The following is a 19,239-nucleotide window of genomic DNA, read 5'->3' on the forward strand; positions in this document are numbered from 1 at the left end:
GCAGCGAAGCATCTCGCCTGGCCTCGTCCGATTAGTAAGCCAACGTCAGCACGCGAGATGCTTCGCTGCGCTCTGCATGACGTTCTTCGTAACTATTTTGCTTCTTTCTAAGCTCTCCATCTACCTCCCGTCATGGCCGTCTTCGATACTACCGAGCACTCGCACCGCCGCTACAACCCCCTGACCGGCGAATGGCTGCTGGTGTCGCCGCACCGCTCGAAGCGGCCCTGGCAGGGCCAGCAGGAAGAGCCCGAAGCCGAAACCCGCCCCGCCTACGACCCGACCTGCTACCTCTGCCCCGGCAACACCCGCGCGGGCGGGGCCGTGAACCCCAGCTACGACAGCACCTTCGTGTTCGACAACGACTTTGCCGCCTTGCAGGCCGACGTGCCCCAGGGGACGGTGAACGTGGGCGGCCTGCTGCGGGCCGAGGCCGAATCGGGGGTGGCCCGGGTTATCTGCTTTTCGCCCCGCCACGATCTGACTCTGCCCGAAATGGAGCCGGCCGCCATCCGGCGCGTGGTGGACGTGTGGGTGGAGCAGTACCAGGAGCTGGGCGCCCGCCCCGACATCAACTACGTGCAGATTTTCGAGAACAAGGGCTTCATGATGGGCTGCTCGAACCCGCACCCGCACGGGCAGATCTGGGCCCAGCGCACCGTGCCCGCCGACCCGGCCAAGGAAACGGTGCAGCAGGCCGCCTACTTCCAGGAGCACGGCCGCAGCCTCTTGCTCGACTACGTGGCGCTGGAGCTGCAAGAGCAAACCCGCCTGGTGTATCAGAACGAGCATTTCGTGACCCTGGTGCCCTACTGGGCCACCTGGCCCTTCGAAACCCTGCTGCTGCCGCGCCGCCACGTCACGTCCATCGAGCAGCTGACCGACGCCGAAAAGGACAGCTTTGCCGCCGCCCTGCACGACCTGACCATCCGCTACGACAACCTGTTCCGGATTTCCTTCCCCTACTCGGCCGGCCTGCACCAGCGCCCCACCGACGGGCAGGCGCACGAAAGCTGGCACCTGCACCTGCACTTCTACCCGCCCCTGCTGCGCTCGGCCACGGTGCGCAAGTTTATGGTGGGCTACGAAATGCTGGCCAACCCCCAGCGCGACATCACGCCCGAGTGGGCCGCCGAACGGCTGCGCGGTCTGCCCACGGTGCACTATAAGCAGGCAGCAGCAACGGAGTAGCTTTTTTCCCGCCTGTCATCCTGAGCAAAGCGAAGGACCTTCCTCACCTACCCCACCCTAGCTTCTGCCAATGCGAAAAAGCCCTTTATTCCGGTTGGAATAAAGGGCTTTTCACGTTGAAGAACGGTTGTCACTCAGGGCAGGAAGGTCCTTCACTCCGCTGCGCTGCGTTCAGGATGACAGCCGGCGCAGGACAGACGAAATAAACCCTGCTTGCAAGCATTGCTGCCCGGTAGCGCGTAACTTGCGGCCGATTTCCGGCTTCCCTGCCTTTTTCTATGCTCAAGAACGACCTCCTGCTCCGCGCCGCCCGTGGCGAAGAAACCGAACGTACTCCCGTGTGGCTCATGCGCCAGGCGGGCCGTATTTTGCCCGAATACCGTGCCCTGCGCGGCCGCCTGAGCGGCTTCAAGGAGCTGGTCGAAACGCCGGAGCTGGCGGCGGAAGTCACCATTCAGCCCGTGGACGCCCTGGACGTGGACGCGGCCATCATCTTCTCCGACATCCTGGTGGTGCCCGAGGCCATGGGCCTGACCTACGAAATGGTGGAAGCCCGCGGCCCGCTGTTTCCCGAAACCATCAAAACGGCCCAGGACGTAGCCCGCATGCGCGTGGCCGACCCCGAGGAGCACCTGGGCTACGTGCTCGAAGCCATCCGGGTGACTAAGCGCGCCCTGAACGGCCGGGTGCCGCTCATCGGCTTTGCCGGCGCGCCCTGGACGATTCTGGCCTACATGGTGGAAGGCCACGGCTCCAAGACCTTCAGTAAGGCGCGGCGCATGCTCTACACCAACCCCGCGCTGGCCCACGAGCTGCTCGACAAAATCACGCGCACGACCATTACCTACCTGCAGGCCCAAGTGGAGGCCGGGGCCAACATTGTGCAGGTGTTCGACTCGTGGGCCGGTATCCTGCCCCCCGACCACTACCGCGAGTTCTCGGCCCGCTACATTGCCGCCATCTGCGACGCCATGCCCGAGGGCGTGCCCGTGACGGTGTTTGCCAAAGGCGCCTGGTTTGCCGTGTCGGACTTCGCCCACTTCAACTGCCGCACCATCGGCCTCGACTGGAACGAGGACCCGCGCCTGGTGCGCGCCGCCATCGGCTACGACAAAACCCTGCAAGGCAACCTGGACCCCTGCGCCCTCTACGGCAGCCGGGAGCAGGTCCAGACGGCCACTATCGAGATGCTGCGCCGCTTCGGACCCCAGCGCCACATTGCCAACCTGGGCCACGGCGTCTACCCCGACACCGACCCGGACAACGTGCGCGTGTTCATCAATACCGTCAAGGAGTTCAGCACCCTGGCCCGCCAAGGCGCTATTTAGGCCCCCAGGGCATTGTGAGGCGCAACGAAGCCCTGCGTCCTCGGCGCGGTATGTAATGACCTTTACCCAGCAAGCCCTTTATTCCAGCCGGAATAAAGGGCTTGCTGCCGTAACGCGAAGTTCCACTTCGCGACGCGTTGAACGATAAGCGTGCACAGTAAACAACGACTCGCGAAGTGAAACTTCGCGTTACTTGGCTACTTGCTCGTGTGGAAAAAAGGGCATGTAGTGGACCGAGGCTGCATTAATGGCGGCGTCTCGCAAGGACACGAACATTAGCACCTCAGCACATTCCTCACATTAGCACATTAGCTGCCATAGCTTCAGCCAGCAGGCGCTGCTTCTCGATGGGCACCACGCCGACCTGCTCACAGACCAGGCCGCCGCCGAGGTTGGCCAGGGCGGCCATTACGGGCGGCTCCAGACCCAGGGCCACGCACAGGGCGGCAATGCTGATAACCGTGTCACCGGCCCCGGATACATCGGAAATCATGCGCAGGTGGGCCGGAATGTAGCTGCGGCCACTCTGCCGCGACTCGCTGAACACGCCCCGCTCCGAGAGGGTAACGAGTACGATTTCGGGCATCAGCACTTCGCGCAGGCGCTCCACGGCGGCTTCGAACTGGGGCCGGTCGGCATCGGTGTCGCCAAATTCCAGCTTCAGGCCCTCACGCAGCTCCTTTAGGTTGGGCTTGAACAGGGTGCAGTGCTGATAGGCCAGAAAGTTCTTCTTCTTGGGGTCGACGACGGTGGGAATGCCTTTCTGCCGGGCCAGCCCGATGAAGTGCGCAATGCTGCCCGCGCTGAGCACGCCCTTGTCGTAGTCTTCGAAAATCACCACGTCGGCCCGGTCGAGCAGGACTTCGTAGCGGGCTTGCAGCAGCGCGGCTTCCTCGGGATTCAGGTCAGTTTCCACCTCCGAGTCGATGCGCAGCAGGTGCTGCCCGGCGGCCAGGATGCGCTGCTTGACGGTAGTGGGCCGGTGGGCGCTGCGCACGATGCCTTGGGCCGACAGCTCCTTGTCGCGCAGCAGCTCCAGCAGCTGCGTGCCGCCGGTATCTTCCCCAATAACGGCGCACAGCAGCGGTGTCGCACCCAGGGCCTGCACGTTCAGGGCCACGTTGGCCGCCCCGCCCAGGCGCTGCTCGGTGCGGCTCACGTTTACCACCGGCACCGGCGCTTCGGGCGAGAGGCGGCCGGCTTTGCCCCACACGTAGGCGTCCATCATCACGTCGCCCACGATGAGCACGGTCAGGCGGTTGAAGGCGGCAAATACGGCGGGCAACGAAGTAAGCGGAGCGGCAGTCGACATCAGAGCGTTTCAAAGGGAAGCCGCAAAGGTAAACAGGCGCGGCGGAATGAGTTGTTGGTTGGTAGTTGGTAGTTGTTGGTTGTTGATTGTTAGAACTGTCATCCTGAGCAACGCGAAGGACCTTCCTCGCCTACCCCACTACAGCTTGTGCCAACGCACCAAGCCCTTTACTCCGGCTGGAGTAAAGGGCTTGGCGGGGAAAGCGCGTGACTACCTGCGCAGCGGACGGATTAGCTACGCTGTCCTTCGGGTGCTGCGGCGGCGCCTCGCAATGACACGAATGCCGCCTTAGCACATTCAACCACATTAGCACCTCAGCACATTAGCCTAGCTTATCCAGGCTTACTTTGATGCGGCGGAAGGCTTCGCGCAGCTTATCATCGGCGGCGGCGGTGCTGAAGCGGATGCAGTTGGGCGCGCCGAACGCCTCGCCCGTCACGGCCGCCACGTGGCCGTCGTTGAGCATGTACATGGCCAGGTCGGTAGCCGTATTGATAACCGTACCATCGGGGGCGGTGCGGCCGAAATAGGCGCTGACGTCGGGGAAGATGTAGAAGGCCCCGCTGGGGGTGGGCGTTTTGAAGCCCGCAATTTCCTTCACCTGCTCCAGTACCATGTCGCGGCGGCGGCGGTAGGCTTCCACCATCGTATCGGCCGAGGAGCGGCCCCCGAGCAGCGCGGCCAGGGCGGCGCGCTGGGCCACCGAGCAGGTGCCGGAGGTAATCTGGCTCTGCATTTTCTCGCAGGCGGCGGCAATCTGCTTGGTAGCGGCCAGGTAGCCCACGCGCCAGCCCGTCATGGCGTAGCCCTTCGAGAAGCCGTTGACAGTGATGACGCGGTCCTTGATGTCGTCGAACTGGGCCAGGCTGGCGTGCTCGCCCACGAAGTTGATGTACTCGTAAATCTCGTCGGCCAGCACGTGCACCTGGGGGTGGCGGGCCACTACCTCGGCAATAGCAGCCAGCTCCTCGCGCGAAAACACCGAGCCGGTCGGGTTGCAGGGCGACGAGTACATAATCAGCTTGGTGCGGGGCGTAATGGCGGCTTCGAGCTGGGCGGCCGTCACCTTGTAGTCGTTTTCCAGGGTACCCAGCAGCGGCCGGCTCACGCCCTCGGCCAGGCGCACCATTTCCTCGTAGCTCACCCAGTAGGGCGCAAACACGATAACCTCGTCGCCGGGGTTCACCAGGCTCATCACGGCGTTGGCCAGAGCCTGCTTGGCGCCGGTGCTCACCACGATATTCTCGGCCTGGTACTCCAGCCGGTTTTCGCGCCGGAGCTTGTCGGCAATGGCCTGGCGCAGATCCAGGTAGCCGGGCACGGGCATGTATTTGGTGTAGCCCTCGTCCATAGCCTTTTTGGCGGCCTCCCGGATGTATTCCGGCGTCTCGAAGTCCGGCTCGCCGAAGCTCAGGTTAATCACGTCGATACCCTGGGCCATCAGCTCCCGGGCCTTTTTGGCCATGGCAATGGTTTGGGATTCCTGCAACGCGCTGATACGGTCGGACAGGACAGAAGCAGGTAGTACGGTGGCGCTAGTAGCCATAGAAAACAGGTTGGGATGGGAGGGCGCAAAAGTAAGGATTTACCCACGGACTGGCAGTCCGGACCAAAACACCAAGTCTGGCAAAGGGGGTACACTTTTGTCTGTAACACTTTAAAGTGTTACAGACAAAAGTGTACCCCCTTTGCTTCGCGGCCTTTCTACCCCTGCCGGCCCAGCTCGCGCAGGCAGTGCAGCACGATGCTCACGTCGGTGGAGGGCTCGTAGTCCTTGGCGTAGAGCAGCTCCAGGCGGCGGCGGGTGGCCTCGGTCAGGGCGGCGTGGGTGTGGGCGGCGTCGGCGGGCGAGAGGATGGCGCGGGCCGAGCGGCGCGGGGGCGCGGCGTGGCGCAGGCCCACCCAGGTGCAGCGCCCGGCCAGCACCCGCAGGCAGTTGCGCACGAAGCCGGCCTTGTCTTTTTGCAGCCACACCAGCAGCGGAGCACCCAGCAGCAGCCCCAGACTCAGGAAAATATCGAGCAGGCGCTTGTTGCGGGCCTGCTGGGGCTGGTAAAGGTTCAGGGCAATGTCGAGGGCGTAGTAGTCGCCGGGCGCGTCTTTCGAAGAGCTGCCGATGATGTACTCACTGTCTTCGGGCAGGATCTTGTAGGCCACCGGGGGCTGCTGGGGCAGCTCCACCATCAGGGCAATAATCTGGCTGGCCGACAAGTCCTTACCGCAGAAAATCAGCTCGTCCAGGGCGTAGATGCGGATGATTTCGTCGAGCTGCCGCACTTCGCCCAGGGGGTCGTCTGCCGGGGTATGAGGGTGTGAGGGTATGGGGGTTTGAGGGTCGGGCGCAACTAATTCGGGGGTTACGTAGCCGATGATGCGGGCTTGCACGGCGGCGGTTTCCAGCAGCTGCCGCACCCGGCGGCTTTCCTGGGCCGAGCCCACGATGGCCACGTTTTTCTGCCGCCGCTCATTCAGGCGCAGGTCGTGGTAGCGGTAGAAGTGGAAGGCCAGGCGGCGGCCCACCAGCGCGGCCACGCTCCAGACCCCGCCCAGAATGATGAGGGCCTTGGAGAAGCGGTAGGCGTCGAAAAAGTTGGAAACGGCCGAAATCAGCACCGTGCCCAGGAAAATACCGCGCACGATGCGGGCCGTCTTGGTGGGCTGGTCGTAGGCCCCGCTGAAGTACGCCGACGTGAGCCACACCACAATGTAGGCGGGCACGGCCAGCAGCATAAACTCGGGCGGGTAGTCGGTGCGCACGTACTTGTGGTTCTGCTCCCAGTAGGTTTTCAGAAAGTACATGCCCCCGTAGATCAGGCCCGCGTCGAGCAGCACGGGCGCGGCCTGCACCAGCAGGCGCTGGCCCACCGCCAGCCCGGCCCGCAGCCAGATAGCCAGGTTGATGAGCAGGGAAAACAGGCCCGCCCGCTGGGGGGCGAAGTGCTTGCGGGCAAAAATCACCATGGCCCGGTAAAACACAAACACGTAGTTGACGCTGGTGCGCTTCGTGCTTTCGCCCTTGTAGTGAATGATGCGGGTACCGGGGAAGTAGTAGTTTTTCCAGCCGCCCCGCGTCAGGCGGTACGAGAGGTCAATGTCCTCCCCGTACATGAAGTAGTCTTCGTCGAGCAGGCCCACCTGGTCGAGGGCGGCGCGGCGCATGAGCATAAAGGCCCCGCTGAGCACCTCTATTTCGTGGGGCTGGTCTTTGTCGAGGTAGCCCAGGTGGTAGCGCCCAAACGTGCGCGACTTCGGAAACAAACTGGCCAGCCCGAAGATTTTGTAGAAGGCCACGGCCGGCGTGGGCAGGCCCCGCTTGCTTTCGGGCAGAAACTTGCCCTGCCCGTCGAGCATTTTCACGCCCAGGCCGCCGCCGTCGGGGTGAGCATCCATGAAGGCGCAGCAGCTGCGGAAGGTATCTTCCTCCACCACCGTGTCAGGGTTGAGCAGCAGCACGTACTCGCCCTGGGCCACGCGCATAGCCTGGTTGTTGGCCTTCGAAAAGCCCGGATTGTCCTTGTTTTCAATCAGGATGACTTCCGGGAAGCGGGCCCGCACCATAGCCACGGAGCCGTCCACGGAGTTGTTATCGACGACGAACACCTCGGCCGGGGCCCCGAGCTTTTCCACCGCCCGCCGCACCGACAACAGGGCCTGCTCCAGGAAATAGCAGACGTTGTAGTTGACGATAATGACGGAAAGCTTCACGGGATAGGGCCGACAAAAAGTGGCGGGAAGATAGGCAATCAGCACTACATACCTACTTCCGGGGCATTGGTAACGCCTTTGAGCCTGTGTGTACCACGGGGCCGGCACAGGGTTGGCGAAGTCATTTCTACCCTGCTTCTTTACAGCCTAAACTACCCTACTATCCATTCACTATTTCACTGATTGTATGATGCTTAAAAACATGCTAAACTCGGCCTCCCCGGCCGTACTGGGCTTGCTGCTGGGCGGCACGGCCTTGCTGGGCAGCTGCGCCAAAGAAGACCAGGCTGGTCCGGCCCCCGCCGTTTCGGCCACCAAAACCGACCACCATACCGGGGAAGAGCTCTACCGGGGCATCTTTTTCTTCGAGGGAGAAGTGGCCGCCAAGATTCCGGCTTTCGATTCGTACCGGGCCAGTATCAACAAGGGCCTGGCTCAAAACCCGGCTTTCCCGGCCGCTCGCCGCCGCAACATCGACGCCATCGTTGGCGCGGTTCGGGCCCTGGACCCCACGTACTTCGACCGGCTGCAGCAGGCCATTCAGTCCCGGGACTTTCAGCGGGTGAAGGCCGCTCTGAAGCAGGGCACCCTGCTGAACGAGGCCGTGACGCTGAGCGCCCTGCCCTCACCCGGCCAGAAGCAGGCCTACCTGCAGCGCAAGCAGGTTCTGCGGGGGCTGGACATGACGCGCTACGACTTCAGCCGGGAGCAGGACATTGCCCGCTACGTGCAGGATGCCCGCGCCGCCCTGACGGCCAGCGGCCAGCTCGCGCCTTCCGCTCAGATTCAGGACGAAGCAGCCATGATTATGGTGTACCAGAGCGGCGACTACGTGGCCTACCAAAGCGTTTCGGTTTTCATTGCCGAAGTAGCGCATGCCTTCTTTGAGAAGCTGCAGGAAGAATCTACCGCTAATCAGCTCACGTTCGACCTGGTTATCCGGCAGATTGCCCTGAACCTCTGATAGGGCCCCGGCTACACCGGTGACCTCCTTTATTTCTCACTATTCTTACCTAACACGTTATGACTTCTACTTTATTCCGCACCACCCTGGCACTGCTGACCACGGGCCTCTCGGTACTGACCAGCTGCAGCAAAGACCAGGCAATTCCTTCGGCCCCGGCCACCCCGGCCGCTACGGCTACCGCGGCAGCCAACTACAGCGGCGAGGCCCTGTTTCAGGGCATTTTCCTGCTACAGGGTCCGGCGGCAGCCGATATTCCGTATTTCGACGTGCAGCGCTCGGCAATAGCGAAAGACAACCAGCAGCACCCCCGCCACGCCCAGGAGCGGCAGGCGGCAGCGCGGCACATGACGGCGCTGGTGCGCCTCCTGGACCCGGGCTACTTCCAGGAGCTGCAAACGGCCATTGCTTCGCAGAATTTTGCCTCGATTGAAGCGGCTCTGCGCAAGGGAGCGGCCCTGCACTACTCGGCGGTTCGGCAGGTGGTACCGGCCGCAGCTCTGGTGGCTTCCGGGCAGCACCAGCAGGCCGCAGGCCAGAAGCTGGACCTGACCCGCTATGATTTCACGAAACAGACGGAGCTGGAGCGCTACATCAGCGACGCGGCCCACACCGGAAGCCGCGAGGTGGCGGCCGAGCTGGAGCAGCCCCTGTTGCTGGACGGCTACGTAATCGTGCACGCCGCCATGCAGTATCCCGGCTCCAACGTTATTGACTACTTCGTTACGGAACAGAACCGCCCCGGCGGCAGCGAGCTGGCCAAGGCCATGCGGCAGCGCGCGACCCTGGAAACCGACAAGCTGGTTCGGGACCTGGCTTTCCTGAGCCGCCGCGGGTAGTCGGCCGCCGTGCCGGGCCCCAAGCCGCCGGCCGGGGGTAGTGCCCAGCGGCCGGCCCGACACGCACTGCTGGCGTAGCCCAGAAGTACACAAACGCCCTGTTTATGTTGATAAACAGGGCGTTTGTGTAATAAAATTTCCCGGCTTCGGCGGGCCACCTACTTTTTCGCTACCACTCCTGCTTAGTCGGCTCGGCCGCGTGCTGCGCCCCGGCACCCGGTTCTTTTTCGTTTTCATCTTATTCCTCGCGCTAATTATGAAAGCCAAACGGTTTGTCTTTTACCTCACGCTCATCATCCTGGGCTTTGTGCTGGTGGCCAAGGCCGGCCAGGCCTCGGTGGGCACCAACGCCACCGAAACCTCTTTTCAGGAGCGCTATATGTTCAGCGTGTTGCTGCCCGAGGGCTGGGGTTTTTTCACTAAGAATCCGCGGGACGCCAAAACAGTGCTGTATACAGTCGGGCCCGATAAAACCCTGGCGCTGGCCACCTACAAAAACGCCGCCGCCCAGAACCTGTGCGGGTTGTCGCGCCGCAGCCGCCGCCTCAATCTCGAGTTTAGCCGGGTAATGGCTCAGGTGCAGGAAAAAGACTGGACCCGGCAGCAGGCCTACTCCCTGACCGAGCTCCTGCACGCCGATACTATTGCGGCGGTAGTTATTCCCTACTCTACCCGGCACTTTACCCAGTTGGCCAAAGGCGACTACGTGGTTAAGCGCTTCAACGTGGTGCCTTGGGCCTGGGCACAGTATCCGGAGCACTTCACTAACCCCGAGCAATACCTGAAACTCACCATTAAGTAAGTCTGGCTATGTACACGAAGATCCTCCGCGCCCTGGATTCCTACGCGGCCGTCAACCCGTTTACCTGGGTGTATGGCCTGGGCCGCAGCCTGCTGGCGCTGGGCACCATCATTACGCTGACGTTCAGCCCGCCCGACATCCTGTTCGACGCGCAGCTGTTTGGCAAGATGAGCCTGAGCCCCTCGTTCGAAAGCTTCAATATTTTCTTTCTGCTGGGCTTCGAGCAGCTACCCTACGCCTACGCTGCCAGCTTGGGGGTACTGCTGCTGGTAGTGTCCGGCGTGTTTCCGCGCTACACGGGCGTGCTGCACTGGCTGGTGACGTATGGGCTTTTTCAGTCGGCCAGCCTGGTGGAAGGCGGCGACCAGATCGGCTCCATCCTCACGATGCTGCTGGTGCCAGTGACGCTGCTGGACAACCGTCGCAACCACTGGGTGAACGAGCCCCAGGCCCAGCCCAGCTACTACCGCAACTTCGTGGCCCGCGGCGCCCTCACCCTGATTGCCCTGCAGATGGCGGTGCTCTACTTCCACGCCGGGGTCGAGAAAATGTATAAGTTGGAGGAGTGGAAAAACGGGACGGCGGTATACTACTTCTTCAACGATCCGCTGTTCGGCTACCCCGACTGGATGCAGGGCCTGCTGGCGGAGGCTCTGACTAACGCCTACGTGGTTACGACGCTGACCTGGGGCACCATTGTTTTAGAAATAGCCTTGTTTGGCGCCCTGTTTATGAGCCCGCAGCGCCGGTATCAGCTGCTGTGGCCGGCCATTGGCTTTCACCTGGGTATAGCCCTGGTGTTTGGCCTGGTCAGCTTTCTGCTGGCCATGGCCGGTGGCCTGGTACTGTATATGGTGCCGCCGCAGGCAGCCGGGCCAGGCCGAAAAAAGAGGAAGACCCTGGGGGAGTCTTCCTCTTCAACAACGGCCGCTTCGGTGTATGCCCTGGCCCAGGCGGCAGCAGCCTGAGCGCTTTACGCCTTCGCTTGGCGGGTGCGCTCCACGATGGAGCGGCCCAGGGTAATTTCGTCGGCGTACTCCAGCTCGCCGCCCATCGGGATGCCGCGGGCAATGGTGCTGATGTGCACGTCGGGAAACTCGCGCAGCTTGCGCGAGAGGAAAAACGCGGTGGTGTCGCCTTCCATCGTGGGGCTGATGGCCAGGATAATTTCCTTGATTTCCGACTCTGGAATGCGGGTCAGCAGCGTGTCGATGTGCAGATCGGAAGGGCCGATGCCCTCGATGGGCGAAATCACGCCGCCCAGCACGTGGTAGACGCCCTGGTACTGGCCGGTGTTTTCAATGGCAATAACGTCGCGGATGTCGGACACGACGCAGACCATGCTATGGTCGCGCAGCTTGTTGGCGCAGATGCTGCACTCCTCCGTGTCGGAGATGTTGTGGCAAGTCTGGCAGTAGGTAATTTCGAAGCGCATCTTGGCCAGGGCCTCGGCCAGGGCGCTGGTGGCTTCGGTTTCGGCCTTGAGCAGGTGCAGCGTGAGGCGCAGCGCGGTTTTGCGGCCGATGCCCGGCAGCTTCGCCAACTCCCCTACTGCGTTTTCTATAAGCTTGGAAGGAAACTCCATTCAGGTTAATGTGCTAATGATTAATGTGCTGAGGTGCTAATGGAAAGTAATATGCTTAGAAGCCAAGGTGCGGAATGCGCGAATGGTCGAATAAGCTACCGGAGCACACTCTGGACTCGCACTTCAACTCATTTACCACATCCAGAACACATTAGCACCTCAGCACATTAATCATTAGCACATTAGAATTAGAGTACGTCGGCGGAGATGCCCCGGTCGTGGATGGCGGTGCACATGTCGGCCAGCTCCTCGTAGGCCCCGTGCTTGACGGTGCACTGCCCTTTGTGGTGAATCAGCAGAGTGCACTGCTCGGCTTGTTCCGGCTCGTGGCCGCACACGTCGATCAGGGTTCGGATGACGTGCTCGAAGGTGTTCACGTCGTCGTTGTACACGATTAGGTCGCGCACTTCGGTGGTTTCCTCCAGCAGCAGTACATCCTCGTCGTAGTCGATTTGCGGTTTGGTGTTCATGGCACAAAAGTACGGAAAATCGAGTAGAAAAGCGTATTTACCGGGCCTTGCCGGCGTAGTATAACCAGCTTACTGCCAGAATCGTTTCCCGGCTTCCCGACAATAATCAGGGCGCGCTACGGCCCCGGCCGCGGGCAAAAACAACGGGGCCGGGCTGCGGGGTTCTTCGCAAATCCGGCGTAATTTCCAGCTTTCAATTTCTCGCCCATTTCCCGCTTTATGCATTATCTACCGTCGCGCCTGGCTTTGCTGTTCGTGCTGGCGCTGGTGGGGCAGCTGCCGGCCCGTGCCCAGCAGAAGCTGCTCACCATGGAAGACGCCTTCCTCAACCGCAGCCTGCAACCCCAGAACCTGCGGCAGCTCACCTGGATTCCGGGCTCAAACGATGAATACAGCTACGTGCGCGCCACCGGCGGCCAGGACGAGTTGGTACGCGGCGCCGCTACCACCAGTCAGCCCACCGCCGTGGTGCCGCTGACCAGGCTCAGCGCGGCCCTACAGGCGGCCGGCGGTGCCGAAGTCAAGGCCTTTCCGGCCGTGCAGTGGCTGAATGGCGCGGCCTTCGTGCTGACCAGCAACGGCCAGGTGTACCGCTACGACGTGGGCAGCGGGCAGGCCAGCAAGCTGGTGCGCTACGCCGCCGACGCGGAAAACGTGGACGCCGACGCCTCCCGCACCCGCGTGGCTTATACCAAAGACCAGAACCTGTTTGTTTCCCTGACGGGCCGCGAAAATGAGGCCGTTACCCAGGAATCCAACCCGGCCATCGTGAACGGGCAGGCGGCCCACCGCTCGGAGTTCGGCATCACCAAAGGCACGTTCTGGAGCCCCCAGGGCCAGAAGCTGGCCTTCTACCGCATGGATCAGACGATGGTGACGGACTACCCCATCGTGACGGTGCTGCCCACCCCGGCCCAGGCCGTGCCCATCAAGTACCCGATGGCCGGCGACAAAAGCCACGAGGTAACGGTGGGCGTGTACGACGTGGCTTCGCGCAAAACCGTGTTTCTGCAAACCGGGGAGACCCGGGAGCAGTACCTGACCAACCTGAGCTGGAGCCCCGACGAGAAGTTTATCTACGTGGCCGTGCTCAACCGCGCCCAGAACCACATGCAGCTCAAGCAGTTCGATGCTGCTTCGGGGGCTTTCGTCAACACGCTGTTCGAGGAAAAAGACGAGAAGTACGTGGAGCCCCAGCACCCGCTGCTGTTCGTGCCCGGCCACCCCGACCAGTTCGTCTGGCAGAGTCAGCGCGACGGGTACAACCACCTCTACCTCTACTCCACCAGCGGCAAGCTGCTGCGCCAACTCACCAAGGGCGCTTTTGTGGTAACCGACGTGCTGGGCTTTGATGCCAAGGGCAAAGAGCTGCTGTTCACGGCCACGGCCCACGACGGGCTGGACCGCCAGGTGCAGGCCGTGAGTTTGAGCGGCAAGCTGCGCCGCATTTCCCAGGCCGCCGGCACCCACGCGGGCACGCTCAGCCCCTCGGGCAAGTACGTGCTCGACAACTTCAGCAGCGCCACCACGCCCCGCCTGATTCAGACCCTGCGCGTGGCCGACGGCCAGGTGGGCGCCACCTTGCTGACCGCGCCCAACCCGGTGGAAGGCTACGCCCTGGGCCAAACCAAGCTGGTGACGGTGCAGGCCGCCGACGGGCAGACCACGCTGAATGCCCGCCTGATTACGCCGCCCAACTTCGACCCCGCCAAGAAATATCCGACGGTAGTGTACCTCTACGGCGGCCCCCACGTGCAGCTGGTCACCAACAGCTGGCTCGGCGGCGCCAACCTCTGGATGCAGCTCATGGCCCAGAAAGGCTACGTGGTGTTTACCATCGACTCGCGGGGCTCGGGCAACCGGGGCCGGGCCTTTGAGCAGGCCACTTTCCGCCAGCTCGGCACCCAGGAAATGCAGGACCAGCTCCGGGGCGTGGAATATCTGAAAAGCCTGCCCTACGTGGACGCCGCCCGCATCGGCATTCACGGCTGGAGCTTCGGCGGCTTTATGACGACGACCATGATGACGCGCAGCCCCGGCACGTTCAAGGTCGGCATCGGCGGCGGGCCGGTTATCGACTGGCGCCTGTACGAGGTGATGTACACGGAGCGCTACATGGACACGCCCCAGGAAAACCCCGAGGGCTACGCCAAAGCCAACCTGCTCAACTACGTGGACCAGCTGCGGGGCCGGCTGCTGCTCATCCACGGCACCGTGGACGACGTGGTGGTGTGGCAGCACAGCCTCGACTACCTGAAAACGGCCGTGGATAAGGGCATGCAGCTCGACTACTTCGTGTACCCCGGCCACCCGCACAACGTGGGCGGCAAAGACCGGGTGCACCTCTACCACAAGATTACCCAGTACTTCGACGAGCACCTGTAGCCCCGCGGCCCCTCGGTCTGGCTTTCTGTTCTGCCCTTCTCCCGAACTCCTCCACCCCGCATGAAACTCCCGCTTCTCTCCGGCCTGCTGCTGGGCCTGCTCCCGGCGGCGCTGTGCCAGGCCCAGACCGCGCCCCGGCCCGATACGGTGCCCATCAGCCGCTTCGACAGCCGCACCAAGGCCGTAACGACGGTGGAGGTTGATTCGCTGGACTTTATCAAGGCCACTGCCATCAACGAGGCTATTTTCAAGAACTTCGGGGGGCAGGTTTTCTTCGGCCTGGGCTATGCCCGGGCCAACTACGACGGGCTGAACGGCGTGCTGCGCCAGGCCGGCTACCCCGTCGTGGATGAGGGGCAGTTTGCCTACGGCGGCGGGGGCAGCTTCCGGTTTCGGCATGTGGTGCTGGGTTTAGAGGCCGTAGCCTATGAGTTCAAGAAGGAAGACCAGGACCGCAAAACCCTGCTGACTTCCTCCAACGTGACCAACTACCTGGGCTACGCCTGGCTGAATGCCAACCAGAGTCAGTGCTTCACCCCCACGCTGGGCGTCACCTACGGCGCGGCCGACATCACCCTCACCGACCAGAGCCTGAGCGGCAGCACCACGGCCCTGGGGCTGCTCACCAGTCCGGCCTACAGCCGCACGCTGCACTACCGCAGCACGGCCCTGGCCCTGGGCGCCCACTACGAGTTTTACCCCTTCGACGCGGCCGTGCTCAAGCGCTGCGTGGTGGGTTTGCACGTTACTTACTCGGCCCGCCTCGGCCGGGGCCGCTACTACGCCGACGACTACAAGCAGAAAATCGAGGGGCCCGACCTGAACCCGGCGTGGCTCTCGGCCCGTGCCGTGTTTGGGTTTGTGCTGTAGTACTCGCCCGAGCCCGTTTTATGGCCGCGCATGGCAACATCCGCGGCTAATCCGTATGCCAAGGCACGTTTTGCGCCACCAGCCTTTTTTGCCCCTATGCCCGTTCCGTCCTCCGAGTTCAAGAAAGCCCTCAAACGCCTGCCCGATGCCGACAAGGAAAAGCTGCTGCTGAGGGCCGTGCGCCGCGACGCGGAGCTCTACGAAACCCTGGTCTTTGAGCTGCTGCCCGACGTGACGACCGAGCAGGTGTATGAGCAAACCGCCGACCGGATTCACGAGCTGTTCAACGTGGCCGTGACGGGCCGCCTGCTCAACCGCAGCCTGAACAAGGCCCTGGGCAAAGCCGTGAAGGAAAGCGCCCGGGCCCGCCGCATCACCAAGGATAAGCGCCTGGAAATCGACCTGAACCTGTACGCGCTCCGCCTGATTTTCGACAACTACACCGGGCAGTTCGACTCGCCCTACAACGGCTTCTACGTCAGCACGGCCCGCCTCACGGCCCGTACCGCCCAGCTGATTCTGGCCAACCTGCACGAAGACCTGTGGCTGGAATACAAGCCCGAGCTCGACGACTTCCTGCAGCAGCTGCACGGCCGCAGCAAAAGCCGCAACCTGCGCTTCGAGCTGCCCCGGGAGCTGGTGCTGCCGGATTAGCCGACGCCCGCCCGATTCGCACAAAAAAGCCCCGCCACATTCTTTGTGGCGGGGCTTTTTCATTGCTTCCAGGCAGCACGGCAGGCAAAATGCGCCCTGCTACGCCGGATTATTGCTTGGCAATAACGTTGAAGCTCAGGGTGAAGTCGTTGTCAATGGCTTTGTCGCCGATGCTTTCGAAGAACGACTTCGAGCCGTATTTGATGTCGAACTGGGTCCGGTCGATGGTGGCGGTGCCGGAAGCGGCAGCTACCCCGTTTTTCACGCCGATTTTAGCGGGGAAGCTAATCGGCTTGGTGATGCCCTTGATGGTCAGGTTGCCGGTTACGGTAGCGTTGTTGGCATCGGCCGCCGCGCCTTTGATGGGCGTAATCTTGGTGATTTTGAAGGTCGAAGTCGGGTTCTTCTCGATGCTGAAGAAGTCGTCGGAGCGCAGGTGGCCCACCAGTTTGCCGGCGTACTCGGCATCCTTCAGGTCTTCCACTTTCAGCGAGTTCATGTCGATTAGGAAAGTGCCGCCGGTGATTTGGTTGCCTTTCACTTCCACGTCGCCGCTCTTGAACTGAATGGTGCCGTTGTGCTGGCCCGTAACTTTTTTACCGACCCAGCCCAGGGTGCTGAGCTGCGGCTGCACTTTGTACACTGCGGCGGCTTTGGTGCTGGTAGCAGCCTTCGGAGCCGAGGGGTCTTTGGCTACGGCCGGCGCGGCCAGGATAGAAGCAACGAACAGGGCGGAAAGAGCGAATTTTTTCATGACTGAGGTAGAATGAAGGAAAAACGAAGGGAATGACTGAAAAACGTCAGTCGCGGATTTTATCGAGTAGGCGGTTGAACTGCGCGGCCTCGTCGGCCGTCAGGTTTTGCAGGCCGTGGTGCTGCTTCATCACGCCCTCGTCCATGCGGTGCAGCAGGTCGAGGCCGGTGTCGGTGATGCGGATGTCGACGGCCCGGCGGTTGCTGGGGCACACGGTGCGCGTCACCAGATGCTTGGCTTCGAGCTTGTCGACGATGCGCGAGGCGTTGCTGGTTTTGTCCAGCATCCGCTCGATGAGCAGGTTCACGGTAGCGGGCTTGGGGTGCTGGCCCCGCAGAATGCGCAGAATGTTGAATTGCGGCAGCGTGATGTCAAATTCGCGAAAGGCGCAGGCCTGCTGCTGCTGCAGCCAGCCGGCCGTGTACACCAGATTGATGTAGCCTTTCTGGTAGTCGTCCTTGAACACCGGCTGCTTGATTTCGTCTTCAATTCTCATAGTCTGCATTCAGCGGGGCTGGATTACGTTGCAAATATATGTACATACATTTAATGTCGCAACACAGTTCCGTAATTTCTTTTTTATTTCCGGACGAAGCCGGGTAAAACTGAATCGGGGCAAACCCGTACGTTCAGCTACCAACCAAACTCCACGCCATGATTCGCGCCCTCTCCTCCGCCGTTCTTTTTTTGGCTTTGGCGGCCCCCCTCAGCACCCAGGCCCAGACCAAGCCCGCCCGCCCCGCCGGCGCGGTAGAAGCCAGCGGCACCGACCAGTTTCTGATGCGCGACGGGGAAGTAGTATTGCGCCAGGGCAGCACCACCAAGCCCCTGACCCAGAACGTGGTACTCAGCAACGGCACGAAAGTAAACTACAAGAGCGGCATCGTGGAGCTGCCCGGCGGCAAGAAAACCACCCTGAAGGAAGGCGACTACGTGACCATGCAGGGCGACATTGTGTTTGCCACGCCCGGCAGCGCGGCGGCCTCGCGTGGCACCACGGCCCCGGCCAGCGGCCAGTTTGAGCAGTACGTGGACCGCAACTCGGCGCCCACTACCGCCGACATGGAAACCCGCCTGAGCAGCCTCAACAGCCGCATTACGCTCATGGCCCAGAAAATCCAGCTGCTCAACGACAAAATCAGCCTGCTGAGCGCCGGCACCCAGCGCCCCGCCGACACCAGCCAGCTCGATCAGCAGATTAAAGCCCTGGACGAGCAGCTGCGCCAGGTAAAGTAGCCGCATTTCTCTAGCCGGGCGGTGCTTTAGCTTACCACTGGCCGCAGGTGGTTCCAGCACACGGGCAGGGCGGTCAGCAGGCCGTGCTGCTCGCGCACCAGGCCGAAGGGCTCGTCGCGCAGAATCAGCAGGCCGTCGAGGTCGCACACGTCGGCCAGGTGGCTGATCTGCAGGGCCGACCAGATGCCCAGGGAGGTTTCGACCATGCAGCCCAGCATTGTTTGCAGGCCGTGGGCGCGGGTTTGCTGCAAGATCCGGATGCCGTTGAGGTAGCCGCCGGCCTTCATCAGCTTCATATTCACGCCGTGGAACTGCTGGGCAATGTCCCGGAAATCCGCCTTGTCCGTCACCGACTCGTCGGCAAAAACCGGCCAGGGCGAGCGGCTGCGCAGGTAGCGGTAGTCGGTGGGGCAGCTGGCGGGCATGGGCTGCTCCAGCAGGCGCACCCGCAGGCCGGGCAGGGCGCGGGCCTTTTCCAGAAAGCCCAGCAGCGCGTCGGCATCGGTCCAGGCTTCGTTGCCGTCGATAATCAGCTCCCGGCCCGGCAGCACTTGGGTCAGGGCGCGCAGCAGGTCGTAGCCGCCTTCCTGGTTGACTTTGATTTTGAGCAGGGAAAAGCGGCTCATTTGCTGCGCGGCCACGAAACCGGCCACTTCGCCGGGCTCCATGATGGGCAGCGTGAAGGCCGTGGGCACCTGACTGCCCGGGGCGGGCACGCCCAGCCACCCCGACACCGACTGGCCCACCAACGCCGCTTCCCGGTGCACGAAGGCCGATTCGAGGGCGAAACGCAGGGCGTGGGACGGGCCGAAAGCAGCCAGCAGCTCTTCCAGCTCGTGCAGCCGGGTAATTTCGCCGAGCCCCACCCGCAGCAGGGCCTCAAATTCGGTCGTGAGCTTTTCCGGCGTTTCGCCGTAGCGCACGTTGGGCGCCGCCTCGCCCCAGCCCGTGGCCCCGCTGCCGCCTACCCGCACCACGAGGTTGGTTTTGACTACGGAAGCATTGCGGGAGATTTTCCAGGTGTAGCGCAGGGGCAGCTCGTGAGCGGCCAAAGTCCAGGTAAGGGGCACGGGCTGAATCAGCTAAAGGGAATACGCTACAGAGATACGCAAAACAAGATTGAAACGAGCAATCCGCGACGAAA

General features: G+C 62.5%; 18 protein-coding genes. 10 read left to right on the forward strand and 8 right to left on the reverse strand.

The window, feature by feature from the left end; translation table 11 throughout:
- The first annotated feature begins 132 nt into the window (after positions 1-132).
- Both E5K00_RS09505 and hemE read left to right on the forward strand, forming a co-directional pair.
- Complete coding sequence (locus tag E5K00_RS09505) at positions 133-1,191, forward strand: UDP-glucose--hexose-1-phosphate uridylyltransferase (RefSeq protein ID WP_135462984.1); 1,059 nt, start codon at positions 133-135, stop codon at positions 1,189-1,191.
- A 278-nt stretch (positions 1,192-1,469) separates the two neighbouring features.
- Complete coding sequence (gene hemE, locus E5K00_RS09510; RefSeq protein ID WP_135462985.1) at positions 1,470-2,519, forward strand: uroporphyrinogen decarboxylase; 1,050 nt, start codon at positions 1,470-1,472, stop codon at positions 2,517-2,519.
- A gap of 295 nt (positions 2,520-2,814) precedes the next feature.
- Here hemE and E5K00_RS09515 read toward each other — a convergent pair whose 3' ends face one another.
- From E5K00_RS09515 to E5K00_RS09525, 3 genes are all read right to left on the reverse strand, one after another.
- Positions 2,815-3,831 (reverse strand): bifunctional heptose 7-phosphate kinase/heptose 1-phosphate adenyltransferase, encoded by a 1,017-nt coding sequence (locus tag E5K00_RS09515; RefSeq protein ID WP_135462986.1) that lies wholly within the window; start codon positions 3,829-3,831, stop codon positions 2,815-2,817.
- A 322-nt stretch (positions 3,832-4,153) separates the two neighbouring features.
- On the reverse strand, positions 4,154-5,377 hold the full coding sequence (locus E5K00_RS09520; RefSeq protein WP_135462987.1) for a pyridoxal phosphate-dependent aminotransferase: 1,224 nt from the start codon (positions 5,375-5,377) through the stop codon (positions 4,154-4,156).
- A gap of 158 nt (positions 5,378-5,535) precedes the next feature.
- On the reverse strand, positions 5,536-7,536 hold the full coding sequence (locus E5K00_RS09525) for a glycosyltransferase family 2 protein (protein ID WP_135462988.1): 2,001 nt from the start codon (positions 7,534-7,536) through the stop codon (positions 5,536-5,538).
- Positions 7,537-7,723: 187 nt separating this feature from the next.
- Here E5K00_RS09525 and E5K00_RS09530 point away from each other — a divergent pair, with 187 nt between their 5' ends.
- The 4 genes from E5K00_RS09530 (at position 7,724) to E5K00_RS09545 (ending at position 11,109) form a co-directional block, all read left to right on the forward strand.
- Complete coding sequence (locus tag E5K00_RS09530) at positions 7,724-8,500, forward strand: hypothetical protein (protein WP_135462989.1); 777 nt, start codon at positions 7,724-7,726, stop codon at positions 8,498-8,500.
- A 59-nt stretch (positions 8,501-8,559) separates the two neighbouring features.
- Complete coding sequence (locus E5K00_RS09535; RefSeq protein WP_135462990.1) at positions 8,560-9,339, forward strand: hypothetical protein; 780 nt, start codon at positions 8,560-8,562, stop codon at positions 9,337-9,339.
- A 256-nt stretch (positions 9,340-9,595) separates the two neighbouring features.
- Entirely contained in the window at positions 9,596-10,141 is a 546-nt protein-coding gene (locus E5K00_RS09540) for an SdpA family antimicrobial peptide system protein (RefSeq protein ID WP_135462991.1), read from the forward strand.
- Positions 10,142-10,149: 8 nt separating this feature from the next.
- The gene (locus tag E5K00_RS09545) at positions 10,150-11,109 is read left to right on the forward strand and encodes a sporulation-delaying protein SdpB family protein (protein WP_135462992.1); all 960 of its coding nucleotides are present in this window, start codon (positions 10,150-10,152) and stop codon (positions 11,107-11,109) included.
- Positions 11,110-11,114: 5 nt separating this feature from the next.
- Here the strand turns inward: E5K00_RS09545 and recR are convergent, their stop codons facing one another.
- Positions 11,115-11,726 carry a recombination mediator RecR gene (gene recR / locus E5K00_RS09550; RefSeq protein WP_135462993.1) on the reverse strand — a complete coding sequence of 204 codons (612 nt, stop codon included), beginning with the start codon at positions 11,724-11,726 and terminating at the stop codon, positions 11,115-11,117.
- Positions 11,727-11,914: 188 nt separating this feature from the next.
- Positions 11,915-12,196 carry an ATP-dependent Clp protease adaptor ClpS gene (locus E5K00_RS09555; RefSeq protein ID WP_135462994.1) on the reverse strand — a complete coding sequence of 94 codons (282 nt, stop codon included), beginning with the start codon at positions 12,194-12,196 and terminating at the stop codon, positions 11,915-11,917.
- A gap of 219 nt (positions 12,197-12,415) precedes the next feature.
- On the opposite strand from E5K00_RS09555, the gene E5K00_RS09560 reads away from it, so the two are divergent.
- From E5K00_RS09560 to E5K00_RS09570, 3 genes are all read left to right on the forward strand, one after another.
- Positions 12,416-14,581, forward strand: a complete 2,166-nt coding sequence (locus E5K00_RS09560) for a S9 family peptidase (protein WP_135462995.1) — start codon at positions 12,416-12,418, stop codon at positions 14,579-14,581.
- A 60-nt stretch (positions 14,582-14,641) separates the two neighbouring features.
- On the forward strand, positions 14,642-15,451 hold the full coding sequence (locus tag E5K00_RS09565) for a hypothetical protein (RefSeq protein WP_135462996.1): 810 nt from the start codon (positions 14,642-14,644) through the stop codon (positions 15,449-15,451).
- Between the two features lie 96 nt (positions 15,452-15,547).
- Positions 15,548-16,105, forward strand: a complete 558-nt coding sequence (locus tag E5K00_RS09570; protein ID WP_135462997.1) for a hypothetical protein — start codon at positions 15,548-15,550, stop codon at positions 16,103-16,105.
- 109 nt (positions 16,106-16,214) lie between these two features.
- On the opposite strand, the gene E5K00_RS09575 is transcribed toward E5K00_RS09570, so the two are convergent.
- Both E5K00_RS09575 and E5K00_RS09580 read right to left on the reverse strand, forming a co-directional pair.
- Entirely contained in the window at positions 16,215-16,859 is a 645-nt protein-coding gene (locus E5K00_RS09575; protein WP_135462998.1) for a YceI family protein, read from the reverse strand.
- A 46-nt stretch (positions 16,860-16,905) separates the two neighbouring features.
- Positions 16,906-17,355, reverse strand: coding sequence for a MarR family winged helix-turn-helix transcriptional regulator (locus tag E5K00_RS09580; protein ID WP_135462999.1), 450 nt, complete (start codon positions 17,353-17,355; stop codon positions 16,906-16,908).
- 158 nt (positions 17,356-17,513) lie between these two features.
- On the opposite strand from E5K00_RS09580, the gene E5K00_RS09585 reads away from it, so the two are divergent.
- Positions 17,514-18,095: a DUF6799 domain-containing protein gene (locus E5K00_RS09585; RefSeq protein WP_135463000.1), complete on the forward strand. Its 582-nt coding sequence runs from the start codon at positions 17,514-17,516 to the stop codon at positions 18,093-18,095.
- A gap of 26 nt (positions 18,096-18,121) precedes the next feature.
- On the opposite strand, the gene E5K00_RS09590 is transcribed toward E5K00_RS09585, so the two are convergent.
- Positions 18,122-19,147, reverse strand: a complete 1,026-nt coding sequence (locus tag E5K00_RS09590; protein ID WP_167856818.1) for a dipeptide epimerase — start codon at positions 19,145-19,147, stop codon at positions 18,122-18,124.
- Positions 19,148-19,239: the final 92 nt, after the last annotated feature.

Origin of the sequence: Hymenobacter aquaticus, from assembly GCF_004765605.1 — a bacterium.
In the GTDB taxonomy this organism is placed as follows: domain Bacteria; phylum Bacteroidota; class Bacteroidia; order Cytophagales; family Hymenobacteraceae; genus Hymenobacter; species Hymenobacter aquaticus.